Source organism: Arthrobacter sp. TJ-240 (genome assembly GCF_058269195.1).
This window is the reverse complement of sequence record NZ_JBZCNG010000001.1, coordinates 111,168-130,486: the sequence shown is the minus strand read 5'-3', so window position 1 is coordinate 130,486 and position 19,319 is coordinate 111,168. Positions and strand designations below refer to the sequence as shown.

Sequence of the window (19,319 nt, the reverse complement as noted above, 5' to 3'; positions counted from 1 at the left end):
GACCGCGCCACTCGTTGGAGTGGCCCGGTCAGCCGGACCGCCACGGAAACGGTGGTTCCCCCGGTCAGGGTCTTCCCTGGGCGGGGTTTCTCAGGTTTTCTTCCCGGTGCGTGGTGTTGTCCGCGCCGGTGCTGCTTTTCCTGGTCTCTTTTCTTGTAGGTCCTTTTTCTTTCTGTCTGTCCCGCGCGGGTCTCTGCCCGGCGGGTTCGATGGCTTTTCCTGTTGTTTTCTTGCTGTTGTTCTTTGCCTGGGGGGCGTTGGTCGTGACCGATTTCGTGGAGATGCCGTTGTTGCCGGAATCGGATGCCTCCCATGGTGGGCGGTTCGATTACTCCGTGGCGGGAACGGTGCGGCGGGCGTTCGAGTCGGCGGCGTCCCGGTTGGAGAACCAGGCGGGGACGCGGGCCTCCTATGTCACGGCGGCGAAAGAGGATTTCAAGGGCCGGTTCTCGGAGATCTTCCAGGCCAACGCCACGACCGCGGCCGGTGACGCGACCGCGTTGGCTGCGGCGTTGCGGACGGTGGCCGGGTATGTGGGGCAGATGATCGACGCCGGGCACGAGGAGGACGCCCGGCGTCGGGCGAACAACGAGTGGGTGCGTGAGCACAACGACCGGAACCTGATCGAGAAGGGCTGGGACTTCTTCGCGGGTGAGGGGGACCGACCGAACATGGACCCGGGGGCGGCTCCGTCGTTCGCGCCTGCGTCGGCGTCCACGGGATCCCGGCAGACACCTGCACCCGGTGGCGGCGGGTACGGGGGTGGAACGTCCTCGGCCCGGCCGGAGCACCTGCGCTCCTTCGCCACCAACGCCCGTGGCCTGGACGAGGGTCTGTCATCGGCCCCGGGCGCCCTGTCCGCGCACCTGTCCTCCTTCGCGTCGAGTTGCTCATGGGGGACCCTGGAGGCCTCCGGGGTGATCAGCGCGTACCGCGAGTATTTGCGGGCGAATGAGAACGACGCGGTGTGGGCGGTCACTGTTGCTGACGCGTTCGCCGCAGCCGGTGGCGAGGGTGCCGTTTCGACGGTGTCGGATGCTGCGTTGAACGAGGCTCTGGCCGCGGCCGGGGTCAGCGCTGCCCGGTCGGCGTTGAGCATTGACCCGCCGGCGGCGGCGGGGGCGATGCCGACCAGCGGGTACGCGAATGATCCGGTGAACACCGCGACCGGGAACTTCATCGAACCCGAAACCGACCTCGGGTTCACCGGGGTCGCCTCGGGTCTGGTGCTCTCGCGGATGTACAACTCGCTCGGTTCGGGTCTTGAGGTGCCGGGGGTGTTCGGTCCGGGCTGGGCTTCCATCCTGGACCAGCACCTGAGCCTTTCGGACGAAGGTGCCCGCTGGGTACTGGCCGACGGCCGCGCCGTCGACTTCCCCCGCACCGGGGACGCGTGGGACCGGGCCGTGGGGGAGAACTACTGGCTGGCCCGCGAACCCGCCACGACCGCCGACCTGACGGAACTGGACTCTTTGGCTGACCTGTCTGAAGGCACGAAGGGCTCCTCCGAGCTGCTGGTGGTCCGGAACAACCAGGGCGCCTGGTGGGCCTACTCCCTCGCCGGGGTGTGGCTCGGGACCGGATCCGGGCCCGGCCGCACCATCTCCGTGACCCGGGAAGCATCGGTCGACGATGGTGCGCCGCTCGTCACGCGGGTGTCGCATGGGCGGGGCCGGTTCCTGGACGTCGAGTACGTGGCCGGGCGTGTGGCGGTGGTTCGGTCCTCGGACGGGCGCCGGTTGGAGTACGGGTACGACGACACCGGCAGGCTGGTGGCGGTGACCACGGAGACGGGGACCCGGTCGTACCGATGGAACGAGCAGGGCCTGATCGACGCCGTGGTCTCCGCCGCCGGGGTCCTCGAGGCAGAAAACACGTACGACGAGCAAGGCCGGGTCGTCCTGCAGGTCACCCAGCACGGGCGAAGGGTCCGGTTCGCGTACCTGCCGGGCCGTGTCACGGTCGTCTCCGACGAGGACGGCACCCGGTCCAACTCGTGGGTCGCCGACGCCAAGGGCCGCCTGGTCGGGGTCCTGGATGCCGAGGACCGGCGCCAGTCCATGGCCTACGACAGGCACGGGAACCTGGTGTCCCTGACCGAGCGCGACGGCTCCGTCACGGTCCACGCCTATGACGAGCGGGGCCGACGGACCCGGACGGTGACGCCGGAGGGCGCGGACCTGACCTACGGCTGGGACGAGCACGACCGCCTGACCACCCTGGTCACCGCCACCGGATCCGTCGTCACCTACGACTACGCCGACGACGTGTCACGAAACCCTTCGGTGATCGTGGACCCCCTGGGTGGGCGCACCGAACTCCAGTGGGATAACGGGCAACTCATGCGGGTCATCGACCCGCTAGGGGTGCCGGTCGGGTTCGAGTACGACCGCTTCGGGGACCTGATTTCCACCCGCAACGCTCTGGGGAACACTGCGAGGATCGTCCGGGACCAGGCAGGCCGCCCGGTGACAGCGATCAGCCCCTCCGGGGCTGCAACCCGGTTCGGCTATGACGCGGCGGGTCTGCTGGTCCGCCGTGAGGACCCGGACGGGGCGGTGTGGTTGTTCGAGCACGACCCGGCCGGGCGTCCGACGGCGTCCATCGCCCCGGACGGGGGCAGGACCGTGCTCGCGTACGCGCCCAACGGTGAGCTGGTCCGCACCATCGACCCGCTGGGACGCAGCATAGAGCGGGTCGTGGACGAGCTCGGGAACGTCACCGGGGCGGTGCTGCCCGACGGCGCCCGGTGGGGGTTCGCCCATGACGCCCTGTCCCGTCTGGTGGGGATCACGGATCCGGCCGGGCAGGACTGGGTCCGCGAGTACGACCGGGTGGGTGCGCTGACCGCGGTCATCGACCCGACCGGGGTCCGCACCGACACCACCACCGACCGGACGGCGGGGACGGCGACGATCACCGACGCCTTCGCGACCGCGACCTACAGCTTCGACGAATACGGGCGCCCGACCCGGGTGACGGGCGCGGACGGGCTCGCGGAGCTGACCACGTACGACGGCGCCGGCAACCCGGTTGAACTCCTCGACGGCGAGGGCGGGCTGACCGTCCTGGGCCGGGACGTGGCGGGGAAGATCACCTCCATCACCTCGCCGGCCGGGGCGGTGACCCGGTACGAGTACGACGCATGCGGGCGGCCCTGGAAGACCACCGACCCGACCGGCGCCACCACCGTGCTCGCCTACGACGCCGATCAAAGGGTGGTGTCCCGGACCCTGCCCACGGGTGAGGTCGAGTCCTTCACCTACGACGCATGCGGCAGGTTGATCCTCCGCCGCACCCCCGGCAACGGGACCGCCCGGTACGGGTACGACGCGTGTGGGCGGCTGACCTTTTCGCAGGACACCTGGTACGGCACCCGACGGTTCACCTACAACACGGCCGGGGAACTCACCTCCACCATCAACGGGGTCGGCGGCCGGACCCGGTTCGAGTACGACGCCCGCGGACGGCTGAGCAAGGTTACCGATCCCCTCGGTGGAGTGACGACCCGCACCTACACCCAGACGGATCAGGTCGACTCGGTGACGGACCCGCTGGGTCGGGTCACGACCGCGACCTACGATCCGGCCGGGCGGCAGCTGTCCCAGACCGACCCCGACGGACACACCACCACCTGGACCTACGACGCCGCCGGGCGGGAAGCTTCAACCTCTGTCGATGGGAAACTCCTGGCCGCGATTGAGCGTGATGTCATGAACCGGCGGGTGGTCATCACCGACCACACCGGGAACACCGGCGCCGGTCAGGGCGCCGACGGGCTGGTCGTGGAGCACGAGCTCGCCTTCAACCGGCGCGGGCAGCTGACCTCCCGTACCCGGGGCGGGCAGGGCCTGTCGTGGGCGTACGACGCCGACGGGAACCGGACCAGCTTCACCGACGCCCAGGGCACGACCACCACCTACGCCCGTGACATGGCAGGACGGCTCACCACCGTCACCAACCCCCATCTGGGCGACGCGGTGTTCACCCACGACCCGTCCGGGCGCCTCACCCGCATCACCGCCGGAGACCTCATCCAGGCCTGGACGTACCGCAACGGCAACCTGTCCGAGCACGGTCGGAGTGTCCGGCCGGCCCCGGGCAGTGCCGGGGGTGTGGATGTGACGCTGATCGGCCGGGACGATGACGGCCGCATCACCGCCCTGACCCGCACCGGAGCAGTCACGCGATACGGCTACGACAATGCCGGACAGATGATTTCTGCTGTCACCACCCCCACCGCTGCCGACGGCGGGCCGGAGGCACCGGCAGCAATCTCGGAGTGGGAGTACGACGCCGGCGGACGCATGCTGTGCGAGGTCACCCCGGCGGGATCACGGGTGTTCGAGTATGACGGCGCAGGACAACTCGTCGCCGTCACGAGCCCTGATGGTGCCCGGGTGGAGTTCGTCCATGACGGGTTGGGCCGGCGCACCCGGCTCATCCGCGCGGACGGGTCCTGGACCGAATACGCGTGGGGACCCACCGGACACCTCACCGGCACGTGCGAGCGCACCCCCGACGGGGAGACCACGTCCCGGCACGAGCTGTGGATCGACGCGCTCGGCGAACTCGCCGGCATCGACGGCACCCGCCTGTGGTGGGACAGCGCGAACCCCATCCCCGCTCTCACTGGCATCACTCCCACCACGGACGAGTACGGCGGTGAGCAGGTGCTGTCGCTGCCCGGTGGTGTGACCGGGATCGGGCAGGCGTGGACCGCGTCTGGGTGGCGGGCCGCCCGCCCTACCGACGAGACTGACCCGTGGGCGGTGCTCGGCAGTCCATCCGTACCCGGACCCGCCTCTGGTGGAGGACCCGGTGGAATGACCGGCGGTATCGCCGGTGCCGGTGCGGGTGCGGGTGCCACCGGATTCAGTCCTGGTGCTGGACTGGCGGGGGTGTTGCCGGTGGGTGTCAGCCTGACCGCTAACGGCGGCGTGGACATCGCTGGCCTGGAGTGGCTGGGAGCGCGCGCCTATGACCCGGTCACCCGCGGATTTCTCTCCCCAGACTCTTTGGCCCCGGTCCTGGGGGCGGGCTGGGACGGCAACCCCTACGCGTACGCGGGCAACAACCCGCTGGGCACGACCGATCCCACTGGGCTGCGGCCGTTGACCGACGCGGACCTCAGTGCCTATGACGGTACTGCCGGTGGGGCCATCGCAGCAGCAGGAGACTGGTGGAAGGACAACTGGGAATACGTTGCTGCCGGGGCCGCGATCGTGGCAGGCGTTGCGCTGATGTTCACGGGTGTCGGCGGGCCTGCAGGGCTGGCCCTGATGATGGGCTCGGGTGCTCTGCTGATGGGCGGATCGTCGATCGCAGCTCAGAAGGCGGAGAAAGGCACCGTCGATTGGGGGCAGGTGGCTGTCGCCGGTGCCGTGGGTGCGGCGGGAGCGCTTGCCGGCCCGCTGGCCGTCGGCGGGGCCCGTGCGCTCAGTGTGGGAGCAAGCCGCGCAGGAACGATGCTGAGCACGAGGGTGCTGCCCGCCGTGGTCTCGGGTGCCGGTCGTGCCGGTTCCGCCGTGGCCTCGGGAGCCGCTCGTGCCGGTTCGGCGCTGGCCTCGAGCGCCACCCGGGCAGGCGCGGCGGTCTCCAGTGTCGCCTCACGAGTAGGCTCAGCTACGGTCTCCGGAGCCTCCCGTGTCAATACCAGTGTCGGGAACTACGTGTCGGCGTTGCCGGGACAGCAAATGCTCAGGTCCGCAGTCACCAACGGAGTATCCGGTGCTACGGGAAACACAGGGATGTACTACGTGACGAATCCACAGGAGGACTGGTCACTCCGGGGTGCCACCGGTGCATTCGTGAACGGCGGCATCAGCGGCGGGCTGGGATCCCAGGGCGGATATATGGCAGGCCCTCTGCTCGGCCGTCTTTCGACGTACACCGGATATGGTGTCGCGACGGGTGCCTCATTGCTTGGAGGCTTTGCGGACCACGCAATCACCGGAAAAGAGTACGGTGCATACGAGATGATGTTCGACGGCTCGGCCGGTGCCCTGACTTCGCGTTTCCCTGGGGCTTCCGACCTGGGCTCCAACCCCAGCTGGATGACACACTCGCTGGCTGCCTACGGTGGGGTTCATGCCGGAGCTATCGTGGAAAGCGTGAAATTCGTCAGCAATGAACTTGTCGAAAGAGGAACGGGGGCGGCTCCGTGGTAAGCGATGGCATGAGCCCTGAGGCAAGGAAGGAAGCTCTGAGGGCTTCGCTCACCGAGGAGGATCTGCGCCTGGGGAGAAAAGCCTCCAGATTGATGGACACCTTCTGCATCGTGGCCTTGGTGGCTTGTGTGGGTATTGCCGTCTTCGCTTTCGCAAACGTTCCGTGGGATACGCGGATGCCGTATGACGGCAAATACAACCGGAGTGGAACCGGTATTCCGATGCAGATCGCAATGATTCCCTGCCCGCTGGTTCTGATCGGTTTGTGGCGATCAGGGCGAAAGCCTGATGCGCATCAGATGACGAAGGGCGGGCGTACCGGGCTGTACATTCTCGGAACCACGATGATTTCGGCGTGCGTCGTCGCCCAGTGGGTGATGGCAAGCGGGATCCTGACAGCCGGTGGTTATCTCCCCGGTTAGGCGTCCTTGGACTTTCTGGTGTGCCGGCTGTTTCCCGGCCGGGTTCGAACTCGGGCTGGATGTCCCGTTCCTTGGCTGCGTACGGTGGAACCCACGCCGGAACTATCGTCGAAGAAGTTGAATTCGCTCGTAGAATCTTGTCGAAAAGGAGACGACCATGGTGGGCGAAAGCACGATCTAGGGCGGGGAAGAAGCGAATCCGCTTGGCGCGGCCGTTGCAGGTGTCGGTTCGCGTTTCGCCTCGGCGGTGGTCTCTGGAGTTTCTCGTGTCAGTACTAGCGCTGTGAGCTACGTGCGCACCTGCCCAGGCAGCAGATACTGAGGTCTGGCGTGACGAACGGCTTGGCCGGAAGTGAAAACAACGCGGGGATGTACCTCCTGACGGCCCTGCAGGCCGAGTGGTCCCTGCAGGCTGCAGGCTGCAGGCTGCTGGCGGATAAGGTGCAGGTGGTTTCGTCAGCGGCGCACTGGCTTCCGAATCGGGCTACCTCGCCGGTTCCGAAACAGGCTATTTCGCGCGGATGAGTCAGTACGCCATCGCAGGGGAGGGTCCCTGGCCGGAGGCGCTGTCGATCATACAATCACCGGCGAGGAGTACGGTCTTCTCGAGATGGAATTCGGCTCAGTTGGCGGGGCGGCTCTTCCCCTTTTCCCGGAAGCATCCGCCCCGGAGCCCAATCCCGGGTGAGGGGACGCACTCCTTCGCCGCATACGGCGGGGCTCATGCTGGGGCTTTTCTGACAGCGTGAAATTCGTAGCCGAAGAGACAGGAGTAGCGCCATCGCGAGCGATAGTGTGAGTCCTGGCGCAGGGGATGAGGCCGTGCCTGAGGGATTTACGGAGGAGGACCTCCGCCTGGGCAGGAGGGTTTCCAGGATCATCTATCTCTCCTGTGGTGTCGCGTTTGTGGCATGTCTGGGAATTGCCGCCTTCGTTCTCGTCAGTGTTCCACTGGACACCCGAATGCCCTACAGCAGCAGGTTCGGCAGGAACGGCATTCCGGCACCGATTGCAATGCTTCCCGCCTTGGTGGTCCTCTTCGGAATGTGGAGGGCAGGCAGAAAACCTGATGCCCACCACATGCGGAAAGGGTCCCGCGTCGGGTCGTATATCCTCGGGACTGTCATCATCGCTGTATGCGTCTTCTTCCAAGGGGCGTTCGCGCAAGGGATCCTTGTCGAGGGTGGCTTCCTCGCCGGATAGATCGTCTCGAGGCCATTCCTTGGACCGTCCGGTCGGCTGATCAGGAACGATGAAGAGGGTTATGAATCGGCCTCCTCGACGAGGTCGGCTCGATACGGTCGTACCGACTGGTGGAGTGACCGACCGGAGACTCGGACACCGCGCGTTTGCCGGCTCCGCTCCTTTCGCCATTTCCGCGAGCGTCGTCTCCACCATTCCGCGGAGCGGCTTTCTGCATAACGAGGTGGAGCCGCCGCCGGCGATGCATGGAGAATCCGACACGGAGCATCACAGGAGTGCCCGGAGAAGGACGTCGAATAGGGTGAAATGATGGTCTCCAAAACAATGACACCCCAGAAGTCCGCCCGCCGCAGTGCCGTCGGCGTCGCGCTTGCCCTGTCAGCTGTGTTCGCGCTTTCCTCCTGTGCTGCTGCCGCCGAACAGCCTCCGCAGACGCAGGCGTCCACGGAAGCGGTGGAAGCGCCCACTCCGGAAGCTGTGTGGCCGGACGGCGAGGAGCAGGGGACGCTGGCAAACCCCTACAGCATCGGTGAGGAGATCACCGACGGCGACTGGTCGCTCACCATCGAGAGCGTCAACCTCGATGCCAACGCGGAGATCGCAGCGCTGGATACCGCCCTTTCGAAGGTCGCCCCGGATCCCGGCAAGACGTGGGTGACGTTCATGGCCACCTGGACCTACAACGGCACTGAGCCCGCGGAGGGAGGTACCCAGTTCTCGATGGTGAACAAGGACTGGAAGGATGTGGACGATCGCGACAACGAGCACGTCAGCACCTTCAACGATGTCTCCACTCTGAGGGAGAACGAGACGACGGCGCCTCCCGCGGAGAAGGGATTCACCGTCACGGAACAGGTGATCATGCAGATGCCGGTGGAGCACGCGAACACTTCCAGCATGATCAACGCGAGATTCAATTCCGCCGATTACAACCATTTCCTCATCGAGCTCACATAGCTCCGGAGCCTTCGTGATCGCACTCGACGGCCCGAGTGCCGGTGCCCGGGCGTAGGGTGGAGAGCTGACGAGAGGAGCACCCCATGAAGAAGATCCTCATGGTTCTGACCAGCGTTTCCGAGATCGGCGACACGGGAGAGAAGACCGGCTACAACGTGGCCGAGGCCGCACATCCCTGGAAGGTCTTCAAGGACTCCGGGCACTTCGTCGACTTCGCATCGATCCAGGGCGGGCAGCCCCCGCGCGACGAGGTGGACGCGGCGGATCCCGTGCAGGTCGCCTTCACCGAGGACGAGACCACGCGCGCCGGCCTCTACAACACGGCCCGCGTCGACGTCGTCGACCCCGACCAGTACGACGCCGTCTACCTCGTGGGCGGCCACGGCACCATGTGGGATTTCCCGGACAGCGAGGGCCTGCAGAAGCTCGTGGCCGGCATCTATGACGCGGGCGGCCTGGTCGGAGCGGTGTGCCACGGACCCGCCGGGCTGGTGAACGTGGAACTGGACAACGGGTTCCGCCTCGTCGAGGGCCGCAAGGTGGCCGCCTTCACCAACGACGAGGAGGTCGCCGCGGGCAAGGACAAGGTCATCCCCTTCTCCTTGGCGGACCGTCTCGAGGAACAGGGCGCGACCCACGTCTTCGCGGATGTCTTCGAGGAGAAGGTCGTGGTCGACGACCGGCTCGTGACCGGCCAGAACCCTGCGTCGGCAGCGGGCGTGGCCAAGGAGATGGAGAAGCTCTTCGCGGTGGTCATCCGCAAGGAGAAAGCCGAGGAACAGCACGAGACGGAGGCCCTGCGCGCCGAGAAGGATGCGGTCAAGGCTGCGGCGGCCGGCGACGAGGACTGAGGTCGGATGGTCTCGCCGGGGGCCGCGGCGTCCGCTCCGCGGATCCCCCGACGAGAGTTTATAGGTCCGGCTGCGCCGAAGGGATGTACCCCGACCTCAGGGCGTCTGCTCGTCCGTCGCGCCCTGTTCCTTCTTGAGGATGACGCCCGCGATGACGCTTGCTCGCGCAAGGACGTCGAGTTGTGCCGGGTTGTACAGCGCCGTGAGCGATTCGACGACCGTGGTCCGGGTGACCTCGAGGCTTTTGGAGAGGTGCTTCCCGGGCTCCGTGAGCCAGGGGTAGTCCCTGATGGCACTGACGATGGTCGGTGCGTAGCGTTCGGCGAGTTCGGCGCGTGCTGGTTCATCGGCGTCAGGGGCCAGCTCGTCGAATTCCTTGCTCGGCGACTCCGGATCCTGCCGGATCATGGTTCGCAGGTCCTGCATCGCGTCGTCGTCGTACAGCTGGGAGTAGATCAGCATCAGCGACTGGTCCGGCTCGGACAGCCGGGGCGCCACGTCCTCGAATCCTGCCGGGACGCCCGTCACGGAGGAGCCCTGGAGGATCGCCTGGATCTCCGCCCTGGCGCGCTGCAGTCTCTCGATGCTCACGGCGAGGTCCACATCGATCGCCTTCAGGGCCTGGGCCGATGAGTCGCCGTCGAATGACACGTCGTCGATCTGGTCGAGCGGGACGCCGAGATCACGCAGGCGGCGGATCTTCAGGAGGCGTACCAGATGCCGGACCTGGTACTGCTTGTAGCCGTTGGACATCCTGTCGGGCTGCTCGAGCAGACCGATCTGGTGATAATGGCGAACGGTGTTCACCGTCGTCCCCGCCAGTTCGGCGATCTCGCGGGTGCTCCACGTCATTCCCGTCACTCCTTCCGCGTCCTCGTCCGCGCGTTCAGTCGCTGTGCCCGCTGTCCGTCAGCCGGCCCGTGGGAAACCATCGTCCCACCGGCCGAAGACCCTGCGGCTTCCGTTACCAGCCCAGGAATCCGACGAGTCCTGCCGCGAGAGCCGCGATGACGCCGGTCCACAGGACGATGGCGATCGCCTGCCAGAGCAGGACCCGCTCCTTCCGGACCCCGGATGCTGCGAAGAAGGCGGCGGTGAGTTGCGTGGGAAGCGCAAGCGGGGCGAGGAGGCTCGCGCCCGGCACTCCGAACCGGGAGAGCCAGCCCTGCAGGCGACGCTGCCCCTTGACGCGCCGCGCTGACGGAGCGGCGGATGCAGGATCCGTCGCCTCGCGCTCGTCCCTGCGGCCTGCCACGACCTTCTCACGGACACGTGAACTGACGGTGACGACGGCGAGCACGCTCAGGAAGTTGCCGATCATGGCAGCGAGGGCCGCCACGACCGGATTGATCCCGAGGATGATGCCGATTCCGGCGGCCCCCTCGCCCTCGATATAGGGGACCATGCCTGCGACGCCGACGCCGAGCGGTTGAACCAGCTCGGGCAGTTGCTGCACCCATTCCCTGATTCCTTCATACGGGTTGTCCACGTTCTTCTCCTTCGTCTCTTCCGCGGCCGATGCCTCTTGCTCCATCGCCCATTACCATGTTTTGGTTGCGGGGTCAAGAGCGTTGGCGCGGTCTGGTTTATTCCAGGTGCTGACCATTGAAGAGGGTGTGCCAGGAACAGGGTCAAGGCCGCGGGAGGAGTGATGCGTCACGCTACTCGCTGAGGGGTGACACGACATCTCCGTTGCTCCCGACGTCGCGGGCGCACGCGTTGACCGTGTGGTGAGGGCAGGGTGTCGCCGCATATCCGGGCGGTGACATCGATCTGCGCTGGCGCGCGATGTTTGCAAAGACGCTATTCAGCTTCGGGACGTGGTGGAACCTCGTCGGACGACGCGCATGCATTGACATTCGCTTGTCTCGGGAGCACGCTGTGACCCTCGCTCGCACCTGTTCGGTTCGGCCCCGGCCGGGAGCCGCCGAACCCTCACCGCCGGAGCGCTCGGTCTCTCCTCCGACGCATGGTTGGAACCCGCTCACCGAGGAGGACGCGATGTCCGCAATAACTGTCACTGCCCTTGAGTCCAGATCTTTCGATGATCCCGACGAGAAGCGCCGTCCGCCCAAGACCAAGGTCGACGTGGTGACCCTCGGCAACACCACACTGGGAAGGTTCACCTTCGAGCCCGGCTGGCGATGGTCCGAGACCGTCAAGACGGTGGTGCACACCGAGAGCTGCCAGAACAACCACCTGGGGGTCTGCACTGCTGGGACGCTCGAAGTGGAAATGGAGGACGGCACCCGCACCACCATCCACGCCGGCGACGCTTATTCAATCCCCGCCGGTCATGATGCCTGGGTCGAGAACGATGAGACGTTCGTGGGTTACGAGGTCATGAGCGCGGCCGTCTATGCCAAGCCGGCCTGATTTTTCGGAGGACACTCCCTGAGGAAGGTGTCACGTTCTAGGGCTCCCCAGGATTGTCGCTGGCGCTCCCACCTGCCCCGCGCACTCTCTGCCGGATGCGTGTGGCGCCACCCTGGGATTGCCTCATGAGCCGCGCGCAGAGCACCGTCGAAACCGTCCGGGACGAGATCATCGTGGCCATCGCCGAGGTCCGCGCCGCCGCGCTGCTGGGCCAGGATGAGCAGCGGGCCTGTACCGCTCACTGGCTCGAACAGCAGTCCGCTGACGTCACGGATCGACGCGGTCTCCGCGAAGCGTCAGCCCAGTCGCTCACCCTCTACCGCGGCGGGATGGGGTCGTTCTGCGATGTCGGATACGAGGATCGGGTCTCTCTCTGGCACGACACCATGATCAAGTACTCAATCCGCAGCGGGGGAGCGTCGCCGTCCTTCCCCTCACCTATTGCTCCCGGCCATGGCGCGTCCGGGAGGTCTTTGAGTTGCGGTGCCTAATCCACCTCGTGCCCCGTCGCGGCCAGGCCTTGGTTGGGACTGGAGACAATGGAGAAACGGGCGGAGCGACCTATGTGTTGATGTTCCACAAATGTGGATTCCGGTGGCGCCTGAGGTTGAGCGGTGACACATATCGACAGCGCTTCACGGGGCGGGCCTGATCCGCCGAAGTGGGGTGAGAAAGCGCTGGGTCGCTTACCTGAGGCTGTTTCGGGCGGGCGGCGCGTTAGGCCGGCACTTTTGCCCTGGAGGTGCGGTTGGCAAAGAAACGTGGTCGAGCGAGAACCGCCCAGGACCGATGAGGCCGATTGCCAGGGCTGCGGTTCCGAGGAGCAGGACCAGTTCGTATCCGTTGTCCGAGACGAACACGCCGGAGGACAGGTGGACGAGCACCAGCGCGCCAGCCATGTTGAGGGCCAGCAGAAGCGCGACTGGCCGGGTCAGGATGCCAAGAATGAGCGCGATGCCACCGATTAATTCCAGTGTCGCGACGGCAGGTGCGGCGAGTTCGGCGAGGGGGATGCCCATCTCGCCGAAGGCGGCCTGTGTGCCGGCGATCGTCCATTCTGTGTACTTCTGCCAGCCATGGGCGGCGAAGAGGAATCCGACAACTACCCGCAGGAGGGTCTGGGCGGTGGTGGTCATGGTGGGGTTCTTCATGGGAGTCCTATTCGATGAGGGGGAGATGGGGTCGAGTGCCCTTGCGGCGCTGACCGATTGATCGGTGCCGCAGGGCAATGCTCTAGCGGACGAGTGCGAAGCCGCTCGTCCAGGAGATCTGCTCGCTGGCGGCGAGGGTCAGCTGCAGGAATCCGATTGACTCGAGTTCACGGGCGCGTGCCAGCGGGCCGGCGTCGAGGGCGCCGACTCCGCCTTCTTCCACGGCTGCGGCGAGAGTTCTCTTGGCGTCGATATCGTCACCGGCGATCAGCACCGTCGTCCTGTTCGCGCCGACCGACCTGGAGGCGAGCGTTGCGGCGAAGTTCGTGTTGAAGGCCTTGAGGACCTTTGACGATGGCAGGGAGGCGGCCAGCTCTGCGGCGGCGGAACTATCGGCTGGAACCACCAGGGAGTTGAAGGTCTCAAAGTTCAGCGGGTTGGTGATGTCGACGACGATCTTGCCGGCCAATTGATCGCCGTACATAGCGATGATGTCCTGGAGCGCAGGGTAGGGAACCGCGAGGATCACCACATCGCCCTTGATGCGCGCATCGATGCTCGTGGTGTCGATGTGCTCGACGGCTGCTCCGCCCGCCTTGAGCATGCCAGCGATTGCAGCACCCATGTTGCCCTTGCCGAAGATGGTGAACGCCGTCATAGTCAAGCTCCCTCGCATATTAGTTGTAGATACAACGAACAAGCTAGCACTAATTGGTTGTAGCTACAACTCAAGCGTAGGATGAGCGTATGGAGGAACCGAGATGGCTCACAGTTGACGAACACACCGCATGGGTGCGCGTAGCGGCTGTACTGGAGCTGCTGCCCGGTGCTCTTGATGCGCAACTCACGCACGATGAGGATCTGACCCACTTCGAATATTTTGTGTTGGCGTCCCTGTCGGAAGTGGCCGATAGAACGCTGCGTATCAAGGCACTCGCCTCCCTGACCAACGCGACCCTACCCAGGCTGTCGCGGGTTCTTACCGGTCTGGAGCGGAAGGGGCTCGTTGAGCGGTCCCCATGTATCGAGGACCGGCGGGCAACGAATGTCACCCTGACGGAGGTCGGCTGGACGAAGGTCGTGCACTCAGCTCCGGGCCATGTGGAGAACGTCCGCACCCTGGTGTTCGATCAGCTCAGCGCTGAACAGGTAAGTCAACTCTCGGATATTGCGGCAGCACTGCTCACGCGACTCGATCCAGAAGGTCGCATGTTCGCCACGCAGGGCGAGTAAGCGCAACCTCAGCATCTAGCGCCACAACACCCGGCTCGTTGGAACCTTTCCTTACCTTGACACTCGGGGCTGCTTCGCGGCTGCGATCTGCTGACTACTTGAGCGCAGCTAGGCTGCCGTCACGATGACGGTGTTACCCCAGGGGTCCTCGGTGACAATATCGTCGCCGACCTTCTGATGGTCGAGGCCTGCCGTGTCCGGGCGCGCTTCGAGGGCCGTGCGTTCTTCTGCATTCTCGAGTCGCCCTGTGAGGGACCCAAGTCCCAGCTCGCTGCTCCCGCAGTTCTACAAGGCAGCCTGTACCGTGCTCCAGGATGCCTGCGTGTACGCGCCGGGCCCCATCGGCGTCGGAAGCACGACCCACATCGAGGCGCCGACGTTCGAGGTGGTGCGTCTGTATGCGCTGGAGGATTTTCGGTCGAAGACGAGGGGAACTACTTCCTCGAGCCCGAAGGAACGGCGAGGGCACTGACGTTCATTGTTTCTGCAGCAGAAGATGCTTCGTGGCTCATGACCGGTATCGGCGGACTCCGGGAACCAGGCTGGCCGCAGACGATGGTCCGGGAACCGCCGGCTGAGGTCTGACTTGCGCCTGCCGCACTGATGCTTCATCTGTGCGGCAGGAGGTACTCAGGGAGAGCGGGCTTCGGTTGGTCCTGAGCCGGCACACCGTAGGGTGAGGCACTATGTCGATCACCTTCACACGCATTGATCCCGTCGGAGCCGACCGCGAACCTCTCATATCTTTCATGACGCGCAACCAATTCCCTTTCCACGTCTGGTCGCACCCCACACGCGAGATTGTGGAGACCGCCATCGAGAAGGGGCGCTTCCGCGATGAGGACAACGACTCTTTCTGGATGGACCATAGCGAACACGGTCGCATTGGCTTCTTCCGGTTCGAGGACCTCAGTGATGGCAGTCCGCTGTTCGACCTCCGACTGGACGAACCTTTCCGCAAGCGTGCTCTTGGAGCAGAGATTCTGCGGGCGGCCACACATCACGTCTTCACGACCATGCCGACGGTCAACCGATTCGAGGGACAAACCAGGGAGGACAACGTGGCCATGCGCAAGACGTTTCTCCGCTGCGGGTGGGTCAAAGAAGCTCACTACCGCGAGTCCTGGCCGAGCGAAGACGGAACGCTGCTTGCTTCAATCGCCTACGCCATTCTTCGACGTGATTGGGAGACGGGACAGACCACACATCTGATCTGGGAGGATCTCAGCGTGTAATGCTCCACGGCTGCATGTATGGGAGAGGAGGACGAAACTCATGGACGTTGACCTGCGAATACCAGAACCACACGAGCTCAGCAAGATCTCTCGCGTGTTGGGGGACTGGCAACATGACAGGGGACCCTTACACCTCCATCCGGGCGATCTGGGCTGGTACTCGCTCCGTGGGGCTATTGCCACTGCCGCTGCAACGCGGGTGTGGTCATGTAGTGAGGCGGCTCTGGCGATCGCGCTTGTCGACGGCCCCCAACTGCTGCGGTTCGCCATGGATCCGGCGCTGCATCAGGACGAATCTCTCGCGCGCCGCGTCGTCGCTGATGTCAGTGAGCCGGCGACGGGTGTCCTCGAGGCAGGAAGCGCGACCATCGAGGCGCGTGGCGCCGCGGCTCTTTCCGAGCAACTCGCGAAGGAGGGGTGGTTTGCCGACGAGCCGTGGACGCCGCTCCGGTGTGATCTGACAGCACCAGTCAAAGCTACGGATCTCCGCATCGAGACCGTGAAACCGGCTTCCACCGATGAGTGGGTGGCTGTTCACTGGTCGGCCTTCCGAGGAACGCCCATGCCGGAGGAGCGGGTTCACGGCTTCGTGAATGGATGGCAGGCAGCCGCGAAGGGACCATTCTTCGGCTCCGCGCGCATCCTGTCGCTGTACGACGGCAGCCATGCAGTCGCCGTGGCCGCGGTATGGTCCGCCGGCGTCGGGCGTCCCGGGCTCATCGAACCGATGGGCGTGCATGAGGACCACCGTGGTCGCGGCTACGGCACGATGATGACGCGTGCAGCCGCGGCGGCGCTTCGCGAGATGGGCTCATCAAGCGCAGCAGTCTGTGCAGAGAGCTCCAACGTCGGAGCTGTGTCCACTTACCTGGCGGCCGGATTCACTGCACACGCCGAGGTCTCCGACTGGCGTCGCGGTTCGTGACGCCTCGACGGTGGCTACCAGGCAGCATCGCTAGCCCAAGCCACAGCGGCGGTGCGGAGCGCATCGACGAAGTCGCGCTTGTGATCCTGGTATCCGAGCATGGTGGTGCCCGATGCGGAAGCGGCAATCAGCTTCACCTGTCCGTAGCGTTCCGCCCAGTCCGGATGCGCGCGAAGAAAGTCATGAACGGCAAGGTTGCTCTCGCACAACTCCCCATGGTGAGGCACGACGCTCACGTTGAACGCGTCGGTGCCTCGCCTGCGCCAGAAGTACCGTCCCGGTCGGCGACCATCCTCGCCCAGGTACTCATAGCCGAGCCCGCCCAGACCGACGATCGCCGTACGCGCATCGCTGCCCTCGCGGGCACCGACCAGGATGTCCACAATCGGTTCAGCCAATAGCTCTGGCACTGCTGTGCTCCCGAAGTGCTCTATCCCGAGCGCGTATCCACCCAGCGCCGAATGGATTCCTGCAGCCTCGCTTCGGTACAGCGAAACCCAGCGGTCGTTATAGGGACCGATCTCAATCCATTCCTCGTCGGCGATGGTAGGCAACACTATCGCCGAAAGATCCCGTCGAGCCGAATTGAGCATTGACCGGACCAAAACCCTCAATGCTGACTCCAGATCGCTCATTCACGCAGGCCTAACCTCTTCAGTGAGCCCAGGCTGCGTATTGACGGTGATGTGCTGGCCTCTTGGTCGATGCCGATCATCAGCTCGTGGCATTGTGGGCGGCCACCTGCGCCGAGCACGTCCTAGTGCTGTTCGAGAATTCTTGCCCTGCGGATCACCGGCCTCGAGGACCAACGCGGCAGGAACAGCATCTGCCGGTTCGTCTTCCACGACTAAGTCCCCAAGCACGTCGGAGAAATCGCCGTCGCTGGAACTTCTCGCGGTCAGGGAACCAACACGTTGAGGTGGGCGCAGTCGTTGAGAGTGACGACAGCGCGGTCGTGCGCGAAGTCGTCCTCCTCCAGACGGGTTATCCCACCCGGTGTGGTGGAGAACTTCGCATAACCAGCATGCTCGAGAGGCAGCCCGATCCACGCGCTGATGAGGTCCGGATCGATGACTGGGGCGACACCGAAGGCGTGAGCGATGTCCCGGGGCAGGACTGCTTTCAGGAGCCCGGTCTGAAAGTGATCGATCTGGAGGCACGACCGAAGTGGTTCCTTACTGAGGTCGTGCTGAGCACTCTGGCTGACTGAGACAACGTTGCTGCTCATTTCCCCCCTACATGCCGGCTTTTGTCCGCGGTAGCCCGCAGTTTTTCAGCGGCTCGACGCCGGACTCAATTGAGGTACCCGCAACTTCCAATCGGTACTGCCACGATCTCAACCATCCGCATGAGATCCAGCGCTTATTCAGGTTGTCCGTAGGCCGATGGTGAAGCGCCCGCGCCGGAGCTTTATCTACCTGATTCGAGGCGCATTTATTCCGCCAGCCGCTGCGGGCTCAAGCCGCCGGTGTCAGCAGTGTGATCAGGCTGGGCCGCTGTGGAGTTGGTGACTTCGAAGGTGGGCGTCGCATAGTCGCCGTCCTGGATGGCCTGGCTGGGGCCGTAGAGGCGGAGGATTAGGTAGCTGTCCTTTTCGGGGATGGGGAGGTATCCGGGGTTGTCGCGGTTCGCATCGATATCGGCGCCGAGTTCGATCGTGTAGTAACCGTCGTCGTCGACGGTCAGCGTGCGGTCGCCGCGGCTGTGCCGGTTGAGACTGTTGTGGGCCATTAGTCGGTCGTCGTTGCCGTAGACGGTGATCGACCAAAACTCGCTGACGTCGGGCGACGGAAATCGTGTCCGGTAGGTCTTGCCCTGGGAACCGTTGATCGGCTGCCCGTCCGAGCCGGTCTCGATCTTCAGGTAGACGGATTCAACGGGTGGGAGGCCCCATTGGCCGATGAAGGTGCCCTCCGCGAACACATCGCGCTGTTCGTGCTGGAGGTCGTCCCGGGTGCCAAGGACACGCTTCGAATTCGTTATAGCCGGTGCGAGCTTTCGGATGTGCTCCATTCCCAGGCGCTGCCCCCTCTCGGCCGCGGCGACTTGCTCTGGGGTGAAGTCGGTCTTTCCAGGCGCCACCCCGGTTTCGTCGATAGGGCCGAGCCACTCGGCGTCCGCGGCGGACATCGACCCGTCGGCGAGGACGAAATTGACCCTCTCCATCCAGGTCGTGGATCCGGGGTCGGGGAACGCCCGGCGGACTGATTCTGGTGATGGCTCGCCGGTGACCGCGGACAGAGGCTGCAGAGTCCATCGGTCCTGCAGATCGCGGGCGATGGCAAGATCGTCGCCGCCGGTCGTCATGATGCGACCCATTACCTTGATGAGGTTGGAGTCGGACCTGACTACCTCGTCGATGCCGGTGGGGATGTCGCCGTCCCAATCGCGCGCGGCGAACAAGAACTGGCCGCCTTTGGTCCCGCGAGTGCGCGATCCAATCATTGCGGTCGTGTAGTGCCCCAGGTCCATGGTGTGCAGGATCCAGTACCGGTCCTCGTCGAAGTCGGGGACGGTGACCACCAAGGGTTCAGCGGCAACATCGAACCAGCCTTGCAGATGCAGCGTGTCGTTGTTGATGGAGGGATGCGCCGTATAAGTGTCGTCGGCGAGGTCCCGAAGCTTCTGGAACTCGTTCAGCGGCAGGCCGGGTCTGAGCGTGGTCTCATAGAGGAACTTGTAGGCCTCGTCGATCGAGTACCCATAAAGATAGGCAGCAGTCGCCAGTTCGTCTGGAATGCGCGCACTTGTCATAGAAGAAGCCTACGAACCAGCGCGTAGTCGTGGAAGTGTCAG

The 19,319-nt window shown here is 65.0% G+C and carries 17 protein-coding genes and 1 pseudogene; 11 read left to right on the top strand and 7 right to left on the bottom strand.

All coding sequences use genetic code 11. The annotated features are described in order from the left end of the window. Positions 1-263: 263 nt before the first annotated feature. The 5 genes from AC4D2C_RS00630 (at position 264) to AC4D2C_RS00610 (ending at position 9,603) form a co-directional block, all read left to right on the top strand. On the top strand, positions 264-6,170 hold the full coding sequence (locus AC4D2C_RS00630; RefSeq protein ID WP_490911732.1) for a DUF6531 domain-containing protein: 5,907 nt from the start codon (positions 264-266) through the stop codon (positions 6,168-6,170). An 8-nt stretch (positions 6,171-6,178) separates the two neighbouring features. Continuing rightward, on the top strand, positions 6,179-6,592 hold the full coding sequence (locus AC4D2C_RS00625) for a hypothetical protein (RefSeq protein WP_490911731.1): 414 nt from the start codon (positions 6,179-6,181) through the stop codon (positions 6,590-6,592). An 822-nt stretch (positions 6,593-7,414) separates the two neighbouring features. Continuing rightward, on the top strand, positions 7,415-7,795 hold the full coding sequence (locus AC4D2C_RS00620) for a hypothetical protein (protein WP_490911730.1): 381 nt from the start codon (positions 7,415-7,417) through the stop codon (positions 7,793-7,795). A 309-nt stretch (positions 7,796-8,104) separates the two neighbouring features. Beyond that, on the top strand, positions 8,105-8,752 hold the full coding sequence (locus tag AC4D2C_RS00615) for a hypothetical protein (RefSeq protein ID WP_490911729.1): 648 nt from the start codon (positions 8,105-8,107) through the stop codon (positions 8,750-8,752). Positions 8,753-8,835: 83 nt separating this feature from the next. After that, entirely contained in the window at positions 8,836-9,603 is a 768-nt protein-coding gene (locus AC4D2C_RS00610) for a type 1 glutamine amidotransferase domain-containing protein (RefSeq protein ID WP_490911728.1), read from the top strand. Between the two features lie 96 nt (positions 9,604-9,699). On the opposite strand, the gene AC4D2C_RS00605 is transcribed toward AC4D2C_RS00610, so the two are convergent. Both AC4D2C_RS00605 and AC4D2C_RS00600 read right to left on the bottom strand, forming a co-directional pair. After that, on the bottom strand, positions 9,700-10,455 hold the full coding sequence (locus AC4D2C_RS00605; RefSeq protein ID WP_490911727.1) for a MerR family transcriptional regulator: 756 nt from the start codon (positions 10,453-10,455) through the stop codon (positions 9,700-9,702). A gap of 112 nt (positions 10,456-10,567) precedes the next feature. Beyond that, entirely contained in the window at positions 10,568-11,137 is a 570-nt protein-coding gene (locus AC4D2C_RS00600) for a small multidrug efflux protein (RefSeq protein WP_490911726.1), read from the bottom strand. A 467-nt stretch (positions 11,138-11,604) separates the two neighbouring features. On the opposite strand from AC4D2C_RS00600, the gene AC4D2C_RS00595 reads away from it, so the two are divergent. Then, complete coding sequence (locus AC4D2C_RS00595) at positions 11,605-11,979, top strand: cupin domain-containing protein (RefSeq protein ID WP_490911725.1); 375 nt, start codon at positions 11,605-11,607, stop codon at positions 11,977-11,979. Between the two features lie 125 nt (positions 11,980-12,104). Further along, complete coding sequence (locus tag AC4D2C_RS00590) at positions 12,105-12,470, top strand: hypothetical protein (protein ID WP_490911724.1); 366 nt, start codon at positions 12,105-12,107, stop codon at positions 12,468-12,470. A 195-nt stretch (positions 12,471-12,665) separates the two neighbouring features. On the opposite strand, the gene AC4D2C_RS00585 is transcribed toward AC4D2C_RS00590, so the two are convergent. After that, a complete protein-coding gene (locus tag AC4D2C_RS00585; protein WP_490911723.1) occupies positions 12,666-13,130 on the bottom strand; it encodes a DoxX family protein in 465 nt (154 codons plus the stop codon). An 82-nt stretch (positions 13,131-13,212) separates the two neighbouring features. Beyond that, a complete protein-coding gene (locus tag AC4D2C_RS00580) occupies positions 13,213-13,788 on the bottom strand; it encodes an NADPH-dependent F420 reductase (RefSeq protein WP_490911722.1) in 576 nt (191 codons plus the stop codon). An 89-nt stretch (positions 13,789-13,877) separates the two neighbouring features. On the opposite strand from AC4D2C_RS00580, the gene AC4D2C_RS00575 reads away from it, so the two are divergent. The 3 genes from AC4D2C_RS00575 to AC4D2C_RS00565 all read left to right on the top strand — a co-directional run bounded on the left by AC4D2C_RS00575 (position 13,878) and on the right by AC4D2C_RS00565 (position 16,523). Further along, the gene (locus AC4D2C_RS00575; protein WP_490911721.1) at positions 13,878-14,363 is read left to right on the top strand and encodes a MarR family winged helix-turn-helix transcriptional regulator; all 486 of its coding nucleotides are present in this window, start codon (positions 13,878-13,880) and stop codon (positions 14,361-14,363) included. Between the two features lie 686 nt (positions 14,364-15,049). Next, positions 15,050-15,598, top strand: a complete 549-nt coding sequence (locus tag AC4D2C_RS00570; protein ID WP_490911720.1) for a GNAT family N-acetyltransferase — start codon at positions 15,050-15,052, stop codon at positions 15,596-15,598. Positions 15,599-15,638: 40 nt separating this feature from the next. Then, the gene (locus tag AC4D2C_RS00565; protein WP_490911719.1) at positions 15,639-16,523 is read left to right on the top strand and encodes a GNAT family N-acetyltransferase; all 885 of its coding nucleotides are present in this window, start codon (positions 15,639-15,641) and stop codon (positions 16,521-16,523) included. 14 nt (positions 16,524-16,537) lie between these two features. Here AC4D2C_RS00565 and AC4D2C_RS00560 read toward each other — a convergent pair whose 3' ends face one another. Then, positions 16,538-17,158, bottom strand: a complete 621-nt coding sequence (locus tag AC4D2C_RS00560; RefSeq protein WP_490911718.1) for a GrpB family protein — start codon at positions 17,156-17,158, stop codon at positions 16,538-16,540. Between the two features lie 62 nt (positions 17,159-17,220). Between AC4D2C_RS00560 and AC4D2C_RS00555 the strand changes: the two are divergent. Continuing rightward, positions 17,221-17,313 (top strand): annotated as a pseudogene (locus AC4D2C_RS00555) (putative immunity protein); the annotation flags it as partial. 108 nt (positions 17,314-17,421) lie between these two features. Here AC4D2C_RS00555 and AC4D2C_RS00550 read toward each other — a convergent pair. Next, on the bottom strand, positions 17,422-17,751 hold the full coding sequence (locus AC4D2C_RS00550) for a hypothetical protein (protein ID WP_490913045.1): 330 nt from the start codon (positions 17,749-17,751) through the stop codon (positions 17,422-17,424). Positions 17,752-17,957: 206 nt separating this feature from the next. After that, positions 17,958-19,277, bottom strand: a complete 1,320-nt coding sequence (locus AC4D2C_RS00545) for a DUF1254 domain-containing protein (RefSeq protein ID WP_490911717.1) — start codon at positions 19,275-19,277, stop codon at positions 17,958-17,960. Positions 19,278-19,319 lie beyond the last annotated feature (42 nt).